This window comes from Actinacidiphila glaucinigra, assembly GCF_035918135.1.
Taxonomy (GTDB): domain Bacteria; phylum Actinomycetota; class Actinomycetes; order Streptomycetales; family Streptomycetaceae; genus Actinacidiphila; species Actinacidiphila glaucinigra.
In genome coordinates this window covers 9222778-9236856 of the sequence record NZ_CP109144.1, presented here as the reverse complement: position 1 = coordinate 9236856, position 14079 = coordinate 9222778, and the positions used below count along the sequence as shown (strand labels likewise).

Genomic DNA, 14079 nt, shown 5'->3' with positions numbered 1-14079 from the left:
GCGAGCTCTCAGATGACGCCCCGCCAGGTGGGCCTCGCGGCGGCCGCGAGTTCGGTCGCGCCGTCGTCGGGCGGTTCCTTCAGGACCGTCCAGGCCACCGGCCCGAGCAGGTCGGCCAGGTGCTGGAACACGTCGAGGAAGAGGTCGTCGACGGTGAGCATCCCTACCAGTCGGTGGCCGTCCAGCACCGGGAGACGCCGCACGCCGCAGCGACGGAACGTCCGGTAGGCGTCGGCGATGTCATCGGTCACGTCCACCGTGGTCACCGGCGCCGACATCAGCTCCGACACCGGCGTGTCCGGGTCGGCGCCCTGTGCCAGGCAGCGCACCACCAGGTCGCGGTCGGTGATGATCCCGAGCAGCCGATCGGCCTCGGCAACGAGGACGGATCCGACTGCCGCGTTCTCCATGCGCAGCGCGGCCTGCCGCGCGGGAGTTCGGGGCGACACGGTGATGATCGGTGCGTTCATGAACTGGGAAACGTTCACGATGTGCTCCCGGTGCCGGTGGTGAGGTCGAAGGTGACCTCGGGCGGCGCCCCCAGGGTGTTGTGGACGGTGCAGTGCCGCGCCACGGCCAGCAGTCCGGCAGCGCGCTCGGGCGGCAGCCCGGGAACCGTCAGTCGCAGGGCTATGGTGCCGATGCGGGCGGTGGGGCCGGGCGCCTTGGTGACGTGGGCGCTGACGCGCAGGTCGTCGCCGGGCAGGTGGTGCCGGTCGAGGTAGCGGCCCGCGTAATGGGCGACGCAGGAGGCGAGGGAGGCCACGAACAGTTCTACTGGTGTGGGGCCTTCGTCGGTCCCTTCCGTGGTGAGCGGCTGGTCGGTTTCGATCCGGTGTCCGCGCACGACGGTCGTGTAGTGGTCCCCCTTGATGCGGCGCGCCTCCAGCGGACCGTCACCCTGCCCGGCTGGTTCGTCTCGCTGTGCTTCTTCCTCCTCGACGGCGCGGGCCTGCGCTGTCAGCAACCTGGCCAGGCCACGCGCCTCGGCGGGCGTCAGGCTCGCCCAGCTGCGCTGTTCACCAAAGCACTCGCGCGGAAGGTCCAGGACGATCCGTCCCGAGCCGACGGGCAGCTCAGCGGGGTCGAACCGGGACACGGTGATTTCACAGCCGCCTCGGGTACGGATCGGGACGGGGCCGGCGGAAAGCCTGTCACGCAGCATCGCAGCCTCCCTCAGTCGTGCCTTCTTCCAGCAGACCGCCGCAGCCCCGGGCAGCAGCAGAGGGCTTTGGGCCCGTCCACGGGGCCGGGTGGCCCAATGGCATCGGCTACCGGCGCATCCGAGACTGGTGCAGGAGGGCATATCCGTCCCGCGTCGAAGGAGGCGGCCATGAATGCCAGCCGGCACCCGGCGACGGTGAGCGACGTGATGACGCGGAAGGTCGTCGCGGTCACCCTGGGCACGTCGTTCAAGGAAATCGTGCGGACTCTGGAGCAATGGAAGGTGAGCGCCCTGCCGGTAGTGGCCGACGGCATCCGGGTGGTCGGCGTGGTCTCCGAGGCGGATCTGCTGCGCAAGGAGGAGCATCGCGAGGACGACGCCCCACCGATCGGCGCGGGCCCGGACAAGGCGGCCGCGGTCACCGCCGAGCAGTTGATGACGGCAACGGCGGTCACCGTGCGAGAGGACGCGCCCGTGGCGCAGGCGGCGCGGGCCATGGCATTGCATCGGGTGAAGCGGCTGCCAGTCGTCGACGCCGACGGCGCGCTGCAGGGTGTGGTGAGCCGGGGCGACCTGCTCAAGGTGCTCCTCCGGGCGGATGAGGACATCGCCCGCGACGTGCGGGGAATCGTCATGGTCGAACTCCTTCCCGAGGAGTGGCAGTGCGTGGACGTCGAGGTGGCCGACGGGATCGTGACGGTGAGCGGGCTGCTTGCCGACCGGTCCCTGGTACCGGTGGTGGCACGGCTGGTGCGCTCCGTCGAAGGGGTCGTGGACGTGCGATTCGACCTCACCTCGAGCCGAGTGTGACATCACCTCAGGCATCGGCCGGGACGCTCTTTCCCGGCCCGACGCGCCGATCCGGCACCCCGGCATCGGTCAGGACAGGTCGGCGACCCGCTCGGCCCCGTGACGGGTCCGACCGGCCCAAGCGCCAGCCGGGCGCCGCGCACGACCCTGGCAGCAGGACTGGTGTCCACCCGAGGAGGGGAAGGCCATGAAGGCGTGGGTTTTCCAGGAGCCTGGGCAGGCCCGCTGGCAAGAGGTACCGGATCCGGAGATCAAGGACGCCGGCGACGCGATCATCCGCGTCGACGCCGTCAGCATCTGCGGAACCGACCTGCACATTCTCAAGGGGGACGTGCCCGACGTCCGACCCGGCACCGTACTGGGCCACGAAGCCGTCGGCGAGGTCGTCGAGACCGCTCCCGGGGTCACGACGGTGCGGCCCGGCGACAGGGTTCTGATCTCCTGCATCTCCGGGTGCGGCCGGTGCCGTTTCTGCCGCGAGGGCGCCTACGGGCAGTGCCTGGGCGGTGGAGGCTGGGTGCTCGGCCACCGGATCGACGGGACGCAGGCCGAGTACGTGCGCGTGCCGTTCGCGGACGTGTCCCTGCACCCGCTGCCCGCCTCGGTGAGCAGTCAGGACGCGGTGCTGCTCGCCGACATCTTCCCCACGGCCTATGAGGTGGGCGTCCTCAACGGCCGGGTCCGGCCCGGCGACACGGTCGCCGTCGTCGGCAGCGGGCCCATCGGACTGGCCGCGATCGTCACGGCCCGTCTGTTCTCGCCCGACCGGATCATCGCGATCGACCTGGCGGAGGCCCGTCTGGACGCGGCCAAGCGCCTGGGGGCCGAGGCGGTGGCCAATGCCGCCGAACAGCCTGAGCGGCTGGTCCAGGACCTGACCGAGGGACTCGGTGCCGACGTGGTGATCGAGGCGGTGGGCGTTGCGGACAGCTTCGAGCTGTGCGCGCGCATCGTCCGGCCGGGCGGGCACCTGGCCAACGTCGGCGTCCACGGCACGCCCGCCACCCTCCACCTGGAGGACCTGTGGAACAGGAACGTGACGATCACTACGGGTCTGGTGGACACCTACTCCACCCCGACCCTGCTGCGCATGATGGCGGCCGGACGCCTGCCCGCGGCATCGCTGGTCACCCACACCTTCGAACTCCACGACATGGCGGAGGCCTACGACATCTTCGGACGAGCGGCTGACACAGGGGCGCTCAAGGTCATACTCGGCGGCCCACAGCACACAGCGGTGGCGCTCACCGACTGAGCACTGAGGAAGGGACGTGACCGGTCATGACAAAGCACCCCACAACAACCGTGGCCGGGGACATCGGCCGGCGCATCGCGATGCGCCGTGAGGAACTAGGTCTGTCCCCGGAGGACGTGGCAGCCCACGCTGGCATCGACCCCGGCTACCTGCGGTACGTCGAGCGGGATTCCACCGCAGCTCCCGGCATCGCGACGCTGCATGCTCTGGCCATGACGCTGAACACGAGTGTGTCCGCGCTCAGCGGCGGCGAGGCCGACCTGCCGCCGGGCCGCGGGCAAGCGGCGGGCCGCGCGCGACTGGTGGAACTCGGCGCGGAGGAATGCTGGCAGTTGCTGTCCACTCACGGGGTCGGCAGGATCGCCCTGTCCATGCCCGAGGGTCTTACCGTCTTGCCGGTCAACTACTGCGTCGTCGATGGCGGGATCGCGTTCCGCACCGCTGCGGCCGCCACCCCGACGGAGGCGTCCGACACCAAGTGCGCATTCGAGGTGGACGAGGTGGACGACGCGCTCAGCCAGGGCTGGAGTGTCCTCGTCCGTGGCATGGCGCACACCGTCACCGACCCCACGGGCGTCCGGCGGCTGGACGAGCAGGCCTACAGCGGGCCGTGGGCCGGCGGGGACCGCGATCTGTGGGTGCGCATCACCCCGGCGAGCGTGACGGGCCGCCGCATCGTGGTCGGCTGACAGGGCACCGATGGGAGGCCGGACATGACCGACACCGGATTCGGCCCGCACGAAGGGCTCCACGCGCCGCGTGGGGAGGTAGTCGTGGGGGTCGACGGATCGGATCCCGCCGTGCGCGCCCTGGACCGGGCGGCCGACGAGGCACACCGGCGGGACACCGCCGTGCGGATCGTGCTCGGTCTGCCGTGGCCCGATCCGGGCGACGTCGGATTCGGACTGGACGCCGATCGCGAACGCCCGGCGGGTGAAGCGGCCCGGGCCGTCCTGGAATTGGCCGCCAGGCGTGTGGCCGACCGGCACCCGGGTGTGCCGGTCGCACTGGACCTGGCGGCCGAACCGGCAGCGACAGCGCTGGTGCGTCTGGGCCGGACGGCCGCGCTGACCGTGGTCGGCACCCGAGGCCGCGGCGGCTTCGCCGGGCTGCTCCTGGGCTCCGTCAGCCTACGGGTCGCGGTCCACACCGCCGGCCCGCTGATGGTCGTCCGCGGGGAGGACGCAGCCGCCCGGCGCGGTCTGCTGCACGACAGGGTGCTGCTCGGTCTGGAGGATGAAAGCGACGCCGAGGCCGCCCTGTTCGCCTTCGAGGAGGCCGAACGACGCGGCGCACGCCTGCGGGTACTGCACACCTGGACCCACCCGCACATCTCCATGGGAGAGTGGCCCGTCTCCCACCGCCAGGACCTGGCCTCCCAAGCCCGGCAGCACAAGGAACTCGCCCGGTTCGCCGTGTCCAAGCCGGCCGAGCGCTTCCCGGATGTCGCCGTGCGGGTGGACACCGCCCCAGGTCGCGCTGCCGCCGCACTGGTGGAGGCGAGCCGCGCGGCGGACGTGGTGGTGGTCGGCGCCCACCGGCGGGAGGCCAGCCCACTCGGGATGCGTCTGGGCCCGGTCACCCACGCGGTGCTGCATCACGCGCACTGCCCCGTCGTCCTGGTCCCGATCGGCTGAGCGCACGATCGAGGCGGGGCCACGTCGGCAGGGCAAGCAGGTACCGGCCGGGCCCTGCAACAGGCCGGTCGGCCCCAGCGCACGGCCGTCGTCACAGCACAGGCTGAAGGTGAGGGGCGCCGGACGGCCGCCCGCCGTAACTTCCGCCGCCGCGACACGGCGGGCTCCAGCAGGGAGGGTCACGATGACCACCGCAACCACCATCGGCCTGCTGGATGCGCTGCCGCCGCAGGCCCGCGAGCGCCTGACGGAGCTCGGCCGTGAGGTGTCCTTCCCGGCCGGGTCACGCATCTTCGAAGAGGGGCAACGAGCCGACCGCTTCTGGATCATCCACACCGGGTCGGTCTCCCTGGACCTGCACGTCCCCGGTCGGCAAGCCGCCGTGGTGGAGACCCTCGGCCACGGCGACCTGCTCGGCTGGTCCTGGCTGTTTCCCCCGTACGTCTGGCACCTGGGCGCCCAGGCGCAGAGCCCGGTGCGGGCGGTGGAGTACGACGCCACGATCGTTCGCGCGCTGTGCGAGGCGGATCCTGCCTTCGGCCGGGCCGTGTCCCGCCGGGTGGCGGAGATCGTCGCCCAACGCCTTCTGCAGACCCGCACCCGTCTGCTGGACCTCTACGGTCCTGCCGGCAGTGCTACCGCGCACTGAGAGGAGGACTGATGCATGGCAGCCCGCACATCGTGTCCGATGTGATGACCGAGGCCGTCGTCGCCGTCGGCCGAGACGCCTCATTCAAGGAGATCGTCACAACGATGGAGCGGTGGAAGGTCAGTGCCCTGCCCGTTCTCGAGGGCGAAGGACGCGTCGTCGGGGTGGTGTCCGAGGCTGATCTGCTGCCCAAGGAGGAGTACCGCGACAGCGCCCCCTCACGCAACGACCAGATGCAGCGGCTGCCGGATCTGTGCAAGGCCGGCGCCACCACCGCCGACGAGCTGATGAGCGCGCCCGCCGTGTGCGTGCACGCCGACGCCACCTTGGCTCAGGCAGCACGGGCCATGGCCTTTCGGCGCGTGAAACGGCTGCCGGTCATCGATGGCGAGGGGATGCTGTGCGGGATCGTCAGCCGGGGAGACCTGCTGAAGGTCTTCCTGCGCCCGGACGAGGAGATCGCCGAAGAGGTGCGCCGCGAGATCGTCGCCTACCTGTTCCCCGGTGAGCCTTCGCCGGTGCGGGCACACGTCGAGGAGGGCGTCGTCCACTTCTCCGGCGCGCCAGGTGATCCCTCGCTGGCTCCGGTGGCGTCCCGGTTCGCCCGCGCGGTGGAAGGCGTCGTCGACGCCGTGTGGGATTGAACCGCCGGGCGCCGGGCGTGCCCGGCGCATGCTGTCAGGCCCTTCGGTGGCCCCAGGAGGGTTCGACCTCGGCCCACTCCCGGTCCCACGCCTGCGCGCGATGGCAGTCGATGCGCACCCGCACGACCCGGCGACCCGCGAGAACAAGCCCGCATGCTCCGACGGCTGCGAAGACACCGAACACCTGCCCCTGCACCTCCGCCTGCACCGGGGTGAGCGGCGGTTCCCGGAGCTCGTCGTTGCGGTCCACCCAGACACTTGTGGTGGAGCCGGCCCGGCTGTTCGGGTCCACGCGGGCGCTGCCGGTGCGCTCGGATCCTTCAGGCGTGATCCACCTCGCGGTGGCATGCACCTTGCCGGTGGAGCCGGTGTAGTCGTTTTCCGCGTCTGCGGCGTTCTCGGTCACGACAGCCGTCACCTGGTGCAATCCCTGACTTTGGTGGAGCGCGTCGTGTTCCACCGCGACGGCGGTGGCGGCACCAGCCGCCGGGCCGCCGACGGCGATCAGCACCGCGGTTGCCACTCCCGTCCATGCCTCCGCGACATCCGTTCCGCGTCGCAGCGGATTGCGCCTCCAGCGCCAGAACCTCACCGCATTACCCATGGCCGCGCCCCCTTTCCCTGTGGTGACGGTCTCACGGGGCCAGGCTGCAGAGCAGGGGCCGGAAAGACCGTCCGGGTGGGCCGGGCAGGCCGTTCTCGCCCGCCCGTGGGTCCGATCGGCCCTGGTGCGGGCACCGCGGGTGGGACACGATCAACAAAGAAGGGAGCTGTCCTGGAACGCTGTCCAGGGCCTCGCGACAAGGAAGTGAACAGCATGGCACCCAATCCGTATCCGGCCGCCCCTGGTGACATGGGGCGCCGTGTGGCCAAACGGCGGGACGAGCTGGGCCTGACCCGTGAGGAAGTCGCGTCCCGGGCCGGCATGGCCACCAGTTATCTGCGGTTCATCGAAGAGCAGTCCACCGCCGCTCCGGGCCCGGGAACGCTGGGAACCCTCGCGGCGGTCCTGGACACGACGGTCGTCGCGCTCAACGGAGGGGAGGCCGACCTTCCGCCCGGCCGCCTCGGACGCGCTTCACCGCACGCACAGTTCCTGGAGCTCACCCCCCAGGAGTGCTGGGCGCGCCTGAACCGACACGGAGTGGGCCGTATCACGGTGACCACTCCCGGCCGCGAGGCCATCCTGCCCGTGAACTACAGCGTGGTCGACCGATCCATCGTCTTCAGGACAGCGCCCGGCTCGGGACCTGCCGAGGTCACCGGAACGGAAGTCGTCTTCGAGGTGGACCACGTGGACGAGGCGCTCAGCCAGGGCTGGAGTGTCCTGGTCCGCGGCCGGGCCCATCGTGTCGAGGACCCGGAGGCCGTGCAGTACCTCGGCAAGCAGGTGTACAGCGGCCCGTGGCCGGGCGACGACGACCGCAGCATGTGGGTGCGGATCGATGTGGAAGGGATCAGTGGGCGGCGCATCGACGTCCCCTGAGGTGCCGCCGGCGCTGATGGGTCCGTTCGGCCCTGGCGTGCGCAGGGCTTGTGGCTGACGATCGCAGGGTCATGGGACAACAGCGCAGCGCACATGGGCAGGGGGCCGGGATGACCGGTGCAGGACAGTTTTCACCGCAGACGCCGATCAGGGTGTTCCTGGTAGACGACCACGAGGTGGTGCGGCGGGGCGTGCACGATCTGCTCGACGCCGAGCCGGACATCGAGGTCGTCGGGGAGGCCGGCACGGTCGACCACGCGCTGGCCCGGGGACCTGCCCTGCGGCCGGACGTGGCGATCCTGGACGTGCGCCTGCCGGACGGCGACGGCATCGGCATCTGCCGGGAGCTGCGCTCGCGCATGCCGGAACTGGCCTGTCTGATGCTGACCTCCTTCGACGACGACGACGCCCTGCTGGACGCGATCATGGCCGGGGCCGCAGGCTACGTGCTCAAGCAGATCAAGGGCTCCGATCTGATCTCCGCGGTCCGCACCGTGGCCTCGGGCCAGTCGATGCTCGACCCGGCGACCACCGCCCGGTTGATGAACAGCCTGCGCCACCAGGAAGAACCGGCGACCCCGCAGAACGAGATCCTCGCCACGCTCACCCCGCGCGAGCGGGAGATCCTGGAACTCATCGGAGAGGGCCTGACGAACCGGCAGATCGGCAAGCGCCTCTTCCTCTCGGAGAAAACGGTCAAGAACCACATCTCCCGGATGCTGGCCAAGCTCGGCGTCGAACGCCGCATCCAGGCCGCTGTCCTCGCCACCCAGCACCAGCCCAACGGCGGAGAGGCGGAGCCGCGCCGCTGAGACCATGCCACGCGGCCCCTGCCGCCGGGACGGTCGACCCCTCCCCCACCGGGATGGCAGCGGCGGAACCTGGGGACAGGTTCCGCCGCAAGGAGAGCGCCATGATGCCCGAGACCCTTGACGGGGCGACGCTGGAAAAGCTCATCTCCGCTGCTGTCGCCGCGCCGTCCTTCCACAACAGCCAGCCGTGGCGTTTCCGGCTGGAGCCGGAGACCGCCACGATCCTGGTCCGCGCCGCCGGTGAGCGCGGGCTGCGGGAGACCGACCCGCTGGGACGGGCGCTGCACCTGTCCGTCGGTGCCGCAGTGTTCAACCTGCGGGTCGCGGTCGCCCACTTCGGCTGGGAGCCCGTCGTCCGGCTGCTGCCCGTCCCGGCGCAGCCGGACCTGCTGGCCTCGGTGCGGCCGGCCGGTCCGCACCGCAGCGTCGGCGTGAACCGCGCGGACCTGTACCAGGCACTGTGGCGCCGCCACAGCAGCCGCGCACCCTTCTCCGCGCACCGGCCCCCGGGACCCGTTCTCACCGAACTGAACGAGGCGGCCCACGCGGAGGGGGCCACGCTGTACCTGCCGGACACCGGCGAGACCCAGCGGATACTGCGGCTGACCTCGGAGGCGGAACAGCGCGGCGTCACCGACCCCGCGCGCCGCGCCGAAAGCCGCGGCTGGATCCATGACGGCGCTGCGGACGGGCTTGCCCCGGCCGCTCTGGGCCCGCGGGACGCCGCCGACAGGCTGCCCATGCGGGACTTCTCCGCACTCCGGCCGGAAAGGCAGCTCCCCTCCGCTGTCTTCGAACGGCGGCCCCTCATCGCCGTGCTCTCCACCGCCCACGACCGGCGGGCGGACTGGCTGCGGGCCGGCCAGGCGCTGGAGCGCGTCCTGCTGGTCGCCACCGCGCACGGAGTGCGGGCGTCGCTGCTGCATCAAGCGCTGGAGTGGCCCGACCTGCGCTGGGCGCTGCGCAGTACGGACGGCGGCCCGGGGTACGTCCAGATGCTCGTCCGGCTCGGATACGGTCCACAGGGCCCGGCAAGCCCCCGGATCCCGGCGCACCAGGTCCTGGACAGGACGTAGCTCCCTCGAAGGGCAGTATGGCTATCGGCTCACGGGGACATGCCATTCCAGGTGGGTGCCGCCGGAGGCCCGCGCCTGAGCGGTGAACGTCCCGCCGAGCTTCTCCGCCCGTCGGGCGAGATTGGCCAGGCCGCTGCGGCGGCCGCCTTCGGACAGTCCCACGCCGTCGTCGGTCACGGTCAGGGTCAAGGTTCCGGAGCCGACCACCAGGGCCACCTGGGCCGAACCAGCGTGCGCGTGCCGGGCGACGTTGGACAGTGCCTCGCCCAGCACCGCGACGACCTCGTCGGCCACGGCGGCGGGGACGTCGGTGTCGATGAGGCCTTCCATTCGCAGCGACGGGGTGAATCCGAGGACAGTCACGGCCTCTTCCACCGCCTTGACGGTGCGCACCCGCAGACCCTGCCGGGCCGGGGCCGTGTCGTGGGCGCGGAGCCCGAAGATCGTCGACCGGATGATCTTGATGGTTTCGTCCAGGTCGTCCACCGCGCGCAACAGCCGTTCGCTCGCCTGGGGATGGTCGACGAAACGCGCCGCGCTCTGCAGGGTCATGCCGGTGGCGAACAGCCGCTGGATGGCCAGGTCGTGCAGGTCCCGTGCGATCCGGTCGCGGTCCTCGAGCTGGGCCAGCTGCTCCGCGGCACGGCGCCGCTCGGCCAGTTCCATGGCGAGCGCGGCCGATCCGGCGAACGCCAGGAGCAGCGCCGTCTCGGTGTCGGTGAACAGGGCTCGCCCCTGGGCGCGGGCCAGCAGCAGCGCGCCGCGCACCCCCTGGGGGGTGCTCATCGGGACGGCCACCGCCGGACCGAGCCCGACGAACCGGGGCGGACCCGCGGTGATGCGCGGATCGTGCGCGACGTCGGGACTGGTGATCGGTTCGCCGGCCTCCATGGCGGCCCCTGCGAACGATCCCTCACGGGGCAGAATGAGGCCACGGTGGATGTCCGCGTCGGTGCCGGTGGCGATCGCCACCTCGACGTCCGTCGTCCCGTCGATCGGGCGTGCCACCACGCCGAGGTCCGCGCCGGTGATGCCGCGGGCGTGCTCCACGATCAACTCCAGGACGCCCGACTCCTCGACCCCCGACAGCAGGCTGGCGGTGATCTCCGAGTTCGCCTCCAGCCACCGCTGCCTGGACCGGGCCTCCTGGTAGAGCCGGGCGTTGTCGATCGCGACCCCGGCCGCCACCGCCAGGGTGGACAGCACGGTCTCGTCCTCGCCGTCGAACTCCTTGCCGCCGCGCTTCTCCGTCAGGTACAGGTTGCCGAACACCTCGTCGCGGACCCGGATCGGCACGCCCAGGAACGAGTGCATCGGGGGGTGGCCGGCCGGGAAGCCATACGAGGCCGGATGCTGGGAGAGCTCCTGCAGGCGCAGCGGCTCGGGGTGCCGGATCAGCTCACCGAGGATGCCGTGCCCGGACGGCAGAGGGCCGATCGCCTGGCTCTGCCGGTCCGACACACCCACGGTCAGGAACTGGGCGAGCTTCGCGTCATCGCCGATCACCCCGAGGGCTCCGTACTCGGCGTCCACGAGCACGACCGCCGCCTCCACGATCCGCCGCAGCACGTGCGGCAGGTCCAGCTCACGGCCGACCGACAGCACCGCCTCCAGCAGGCTGTGCACCCGATCACGGGTGCCGCGCACCGCGTCGATGCGTACCTGCAACTCGTCCAGCAACTCGTCGAGCCTCAACCGGGGCAGGCGCTCCGCGCCCTCGCTGCCTTCCATCCCCACGGATCCTCCATCCGGCGCAGCTGCAGCTCTGACCAGCTTCAACATAGCGGGATCCGGGCCGTCTCGAACGCTCTTCCACAGCCGTTCGGCCAGATGCCAACGGGAGGGTGCTCCCGCCGCCGCTTCGCTGGCGCCGAAGCCGCGGCGCAGAGCCCCGCTGTCGCTGCCACAGGGACCCCGTGGCCCCTCAATGACCCCGACGACCCTGCCCGCGGTGCCGGGCCCACACGAGGAACGACCTTGCGGCAACAGGTGCTCCAAAAAGGACAACCCGCGAGGGCTACGACATCGAAGGTCCTCAGGGGGACACACGGCGCGGCGCGGCTTCACCCGCCGGTGCTGGCGGGACCGGATCTGCGTGCGAAGCTTTGCACGCCCCGAGTACATAGATCGCGAACGGGAACTGATCGTCGGCCTGCCGACCGCCGCACCGCTGAAGCGGTCGATCATACCGAACGGCGGCCTGCGCGGCACGCCCGTGCCGGACCGACCGGCCGCGGGCGCGAGTAGCTCCGTGCGCGAGGCCTGCACGCCAACGACGCACCAACCGGCCGCCACAGCAGGGACGTTCGGCCCCATACGGGCGGGCCTTCGGCCCACGGCGAAGCACCCCGTCCCGCAGGACAGTGAACACGCAATGAAATCCGCCGCGTTCACGCTCTTTACGGACTGGAAGGGATCGACACCATGGCCATCCAAGGACACCCTCAACGGCACACCGGCTTCCGCCTCCCGGGGTGGCTCAAGACCGGCACCGCCCCCACCTCCGGTGAGGCGGCGGCCACGTCCGCCGCGGCCGCCGGCGCGTATGTCTTCGCGGGCCTGCGCGTCCTGACCGGGTTCGTCTTCCTGTGGGCCTTCCTCGACAAGACCTTCGGTCTCGGCTACGCCACCGGTTCCGGCAAGGGCTGGATCGACGGCGGCTCGCCGACCAAGGGGTTCCTCAGCGGCGTCGCCGCGGGTCCCTTGCAGTCCACCTTCCACGCCTGGGCCGGGGCCGCCTGGGCGGACTGGCTGTTCATGCTGGGCCTGCTGGGCGTCGGCGTCGCGGTCATGAGCGGTGTGGCGCTGCGGATCTCCGCCGTGGCCGGCACCGCGATGATGGCCCTGATGTGGGTCGCCGAGTGGCCTCCGGCCCGGCACCTGGCCGACGGGGCGCCCAGCATGTCGACCAACCCCTTCGCCGACTACCACCTCGTCTACGCGGTTGTGCTGATCGCCCTTGCCGCCGCCTCCGCGGGCACCACCTGGGGCCTGGGTCGCGTCTGGGCCCGGCTGCCCCTGGTCCGCGACCACGCCTGGCTCCGCTGAAGCGCACGGCCCACCACCGGCCCGGGGAGCTCGGCTCCCCGGGTCTCGCCCACGAGGAGAAAAGAGGAGGACCGACATGACCGTGCGCATCGGCATCAACGGATTCGGCCGGATCGGACGCAACGACAGATCGTTGAACGGCGTCCCTCGGGGCAGCACCGCCCCGATCGTCTCCCGCGGCGTCATCGGCGACCCCGCCTCCTGCATCGTGGACACCGCTCTGACACAGGCCCACGGCAACCTGGTGAAGGTCTTCGGCTGGTACGACAACGAGTGGGGCTACTGCAACCGACTGCCCGACCTCACCGAGTACGTCGCCGCCCGCCTACAGGACCGCCTCCGGCATGGGCCGACCGGTCCCCTGCCGGGACCTGCGGCCCATCCCGTCGGCCGGGCCACCAGGGAACGCTGAAAGCAGAGAGGCTCCAGCGGCCTCTCCCCGACTCCCGCAAGGAGGTCATCGCCATGGTGCGGTGCGTCATCGCCGGTGTGGACGGCTCCCCCGAGAGCCTGGCGGCCGCCGACTGGGCGGCCAGGGAGGCCGGCTTGCGTGGCCTGCCCCTGCGGTTGCTGCACGCCTGGGAGTGGCAGCCGTACGCCAACGCCCCCCTGGCCGGGCCGGTGACCATGCGCGCCTGGGCGGCAGGGGTTCCCCGGGAGGCGGCCGTCGCCCTGCGCGAGCGGTACCCGCAGTTGGAGATCACCTCGGAGGAGATCGCCGGGCAGCCCGTGGCGGTCCTCGCAGCCGCCGCCGGCGAGGCCGAGGTGATGGCGCTCGGCTCCCGCGGGCTGCACGGCATCACCGGCTTCCTCGTCGGCTCCGTGGCCTTGGCGGTCATCGCCACCGTGCACCGCCCGGTCGTCCTGGTCAGGGCTGGGAAAACGGCTGAGGACGAGCACCTGCCGGACGCCGGCGGGCTGGCGTCGGCCACCACCGGATACCGGGACGTCGTCCTCGGCCTCGACCTGGACCGGCCCCACGAGGACCTGCTCGCCTTCGCCTTCGACGCCGCCGCAGACCGGGCCGCCCGCCTGCGGATCGTCCACGGCTGGACCCTGCCACCGAACGTGCACGGATCCGGCATAGTTCTGCCGGATCTGATCCAGGCGGCGACGTCGGAACGCGACACGGCGCTCACCAAGGCCCTGCGCCCGTGGCATCTGAAGTACCCCGAGGTGGACGTCCACGCCCGCCAGATCATCGGCCGAGCGGCAGACCACCTGGTGGATGCCTCCGCCGACGCCTGCCTGATCGTGGTCGGCCGCCGCATCCGCCGCTCGGCGGTCGGCAGCCACATCGGCCCGGTCACGCACGCGGTCCTACATCACAGCGCCGCGCCCGTGGCCGTCGTCGCTCACCCCTGACCCCGTTCACCGCCCCCTGCCAGGAGTGGAGGCTGAAAATGACGCAGTACGCCACGCAACACAGATCGTGCCGCTGTGGTGATCATCATTTTGGTTGGACGGGTGATAGTCGTCGCTTGGAACGGGGGCACG

The 14079-nt window shown here is 71.5% G+C and carries 15 protein-coding genes and 1 pseudogene; 12 read left to right on the top strand and 4 right to left on the bottom strand.

The window, feature by feature from the left end:
- Positions 1 to 8 precede the first annotated feature (8 nt).
- Together OIE69_RS41965 and OIE69_RS41960 are read right to left on the bottom strand one after the other, a co-directional pair.
- A complete protein-coding gene (locus tag OIE69_RS41965) occupies positions 9 to 488 on the bottom strand; it encodes a CBS domain-containing protein (RefSeq protein WP_326580724.1) in 480 nt (159 codons plus the stop codon).
- Positions 485 to 1099, bottom strand: a complete 615-nt coding sequence (locus OIE69_RS41960; protein ID WP_326580723.1) for an OsmC family protein — start codon at positions 1097 to 1099, stop codon at positions 485 to 487. Before OIE69_RS41960 ends, OIE69_RS41965 begins: the two co-directional genes overlap by 4 nt.
- 234 nt (positions 1100 to 1333) lie before the next feature.
- On the opposite strand from OIE69_RS41960, the gene OIE69_RS41955 reads away from it, so the two are divergent.
- The 6 genes from OIE69_RS41955 (at position 1334) to OIE69_RS41930 (ending at position 6160) form a co-directional block, all read left to right on the top strand.
- Entirely contained in the window at positions 1334 to 1975 is a 642-nt protein-coding gene (locus OIE69_RS41955) for a CBS domain-containing protein (RefSeq protein WP_326580722.1), read from the top strand.
- 187 nt (positions 1976 to 2162) lie between these two features.
- Positions 2163 to 3230, top strand: coding sequence for a zinc-dependent alcohol dehydrogenase family protein (locus OIE69_RS41950; RefSeq protein WP_326580721.1), 1068 nt, complete (start codon positions 2163 to 2165; stop codon positions 3228 to 3230).
- 26 nt (positions 3231 to 3256) lie between these two features.
- Positions 3257 to 3919 carry a helix-turn-helix domain-containing protein gene (locus OIE69_RS41945; protein ID WP_326580720.1) on the top strand — a complete coding sequence of 221 codons (663 nt, stop codon included), beginning with the start codon at positions 3257 to 3259 and terminating at the stop codon, positions 3917 to 3919.
- A gap of 24 nt (positions 3920 to 3943) precedes the next feature.
- A complete protein-coding gene (locus OIE69_RS41940) occupies positions 3944 to 4867 on the top strand; it encodes a universal stress protein (protein WP_326580719.1) in 924 nt (307 codons plus the stop codon).
- 184 nt (positions 4868 to 5051) lie between these two features.
- Positions 5052 to 5516, top strand: coding sequence for a Crp/Fnr family transcriptional regulator (locus tag OIE69_RS41935; protein WP_326580718.1), 465 nt, complete (start codon positions 5052 to 5054; stop codon positions 5514 to 5516).
- An 11-nt stretch (positions 5517 to 5527) separates the two neighbouring features.
- Positions 5528 to 6160 carry a CBS domain-containing protein gene (locus tag OIE69_RS41930; RefSeq protein ID WP_326580717.1) on the top strand — a complete coding sequence of 211 codons (633 nt, stop codon included), beginning with the start codon at positions 5528 to 5530 and terminating at the stop codon, positions 6158 to 6160.
- 34 nt (positions 6161 to 6194) lie between these two features.
- On the opposite strand, the gene OIE69_RS41925 is transcribed toward OIE69_RS41930, so the two are convergent.
- A complete protein-coding gene (locus tag OIE69_RS41925) occupies positions 6195 to 6764 on the bottom strand; it encodes an Rv1733c family protein (protein WP_451916775.1) in 570 nt (189 codons plus the stop codon).
- Positions 6765 to 6977: 213 nt separating this feature from the next.
- On the opposite strand from OIE69_RS41925, the gene OIE69_RS41920 reads away from it, so the two are divergent.
- From OIE69_RS41920 to OIE69_RS41910, 3 genes are all read left to right on the top strand, one after another.
- On the top strand, positions 6978 to 7646 hold the full coding sequence (locus OIE69_RS41920; protein ID WP_326580715.1) for a helix-turn-helix domain-containing protein: 669 nt from the start codon (positions 6978 to 6980) through the stop codon (positions 7644 to 7646).
- Between the two features lie 110 nt (positions 7647 to 7756).
- A complete protein-coding gene (locus tag OIE69_RS41915) occupies positions 7757 to 8458 on the top strand; it encodes a response regulator transcription factor (protein WP_326580714.1) in 702 nt (233 codons plus the stop codon).
- Between the two features lie 101 nt (positions 8459 to 8559).
- The gene (locus OIE69_RS41910; RefSeq protein WP_326580713.1) at positions 8560 to 9534 is read left to right on the top strand and encodes an Acg family FMN-binding oxidoreductase; all 975 of its coding nucleotides are present in this window, start codon (positions 8560 to 8562) and stop codon (positions 9532 to 9534) included.
- A gap of 21 nt (positions 9535 to 9555) precedes the next feature.
- On the opposite strand, the gene OIE69_RS41905 is transcribed toward OIE69_RS41910, so the two are convergent.
- Complete coding sequence (locus tag OIE69_RS41905) at positions 9556 to 11265, bottom strand: sensor histidine kinase (RefSeq protein WP_326580712.1); 1710 nt, start codon at positions 11263 to 11265, stop codon at positions 9556 to 9558.
- A 693-nt stretch (positions 11266 to 11958) separates the two neighbouring features.
- Between OIE69_RS41905 and OIE69_RS41900 the strand changes: the two genes are divergently transcribed.
- The 3 genes and pseudogenes from OIE69_RS41900 to OIE69_RS41890 all read left to right on the top strand — a co-directional run bounded on the left by OIE69_RS41900 (position 11959) and on the right by OIE69_RS41890 (position 13947).
- A complete protein-coding gene (locus OIE69_RS41900; RefSeq protein WP_326580711.1) occupies positions 11959 to 12582 on the top strand; it encodes a hypothetical protein in 624 nt (207 codons plus the stop codon).
- Positions 12583 to 12715: 133 nt separating this feature from the next.
- Positions 12716 to 12901 (top strand): annotated as a pseudogene (locus OIE69_RS41895) (type I glyceraldehyde-3-phosphate dehydrogenase); the annotation flags it as partial.
- A gap of 146 nt (positions 12902 to 13047) precedes the next feature.
- Complete coding sequence (locus OIE69_RS41890; RefSeq protein WP_326580710.1) at positions 13048 to 13947, top strand: universal stress protein; 900 nt, start codon at positions 13048 to 13050, stop codon at positions 13945 to 13947.
- The last annotated feature ends 132 nt before the right edge of the window (positions 13948 to 14079 follow it).

Coding starts and splice junctions, on each gene's coding strand:
- OIE69_RS41905 (WP_326580712.1), bottom strand. CDS start 11,265: ATGGAAGGCAGCGAGGGCGCGGAGCGCCTGCCCCGGTTGAGGCTCGAC.
- OIE69_RS41900 (WP_326580711.1), top strand. CDS start 11,959: ATGGCCATCCAAGGACACCCTCAACGGCACACCGGCTTCCGCCTCCCG.
- OIE69_RS41955 (WP_326580722.1), top strand. CDS start 1,334: ATGAATGCCAGCCGGCACCCGGCGACGGTGAGCGACGTGATGACGCGG.
- OIE69_RS41890 (WP_326580710.1), top strand. CDS start 13,048: ATGGTGCGGTGCGTCATCGCCGGTGTGGACGGCTCCCCCGAGAGCCTG.
- OIE69_RS41950 (WP_326580721.1), top strand. CDS start 2,163: ATGAAGGCGTGGGTTTTCCAGGAGCCTGGGCAGGCCCGCTGGCAAGAG.
- OIE69_RS41915 (WP_326580714.1), top strand. CDS start 7,757: ATGACCGGTGCAGGACAGTTTTCACCGCAGACGCCGATCAGGGTGTTC.
- OIE69_RS41945 (WP_326580720.1), top strand. CDS start 3,257: ATGACAAAGCACCCCACAACAACCGTGGCCGGGGACATCGGCCGGCGC.
- OIE69_RS41920 (WP_326580715.1), top strand. CDS start 6,978: ATGGCACCCAATCCGTATCCGGCCGCCCCTGGTGACATGGGGCGCCGT.
- OIE69_RS41925 (WP_451916775.1), bottom strand. CDS start 6,764: ATGGGTAATGCGGTGAGGTTCTGGCGCTGGAGGCGCAATCCGCTGCGA.
- OIE69_RS41910 (WP_326580713.1), top strand. CDS start 8,560: ATGATGCCCGAGACCCTTGACGGGGCGACGCTGGAAAAGCTCATCTCC.
- OIE69_RS41935 (WP_326580718.1), top strand. CDS start 5,052: ATGACCACCGCAACCACCATCGGCCTGCTGGATGCGCTGCCGCCGCAG.
- OIE69_RS41940 (WP_326580719.1), top strand. CDS start 3,944: ATGACCGACACCGGATTCGGCCCGCACGAAGGGCTCCACGCGCCGCGT.
- OIE69_RS41930 (WP_326580717.1), top strand. CDS start 5,528: ATGCATGGCAGCCCGCACATCGTGTCCGATGTGATGACCGAGGCCGTC.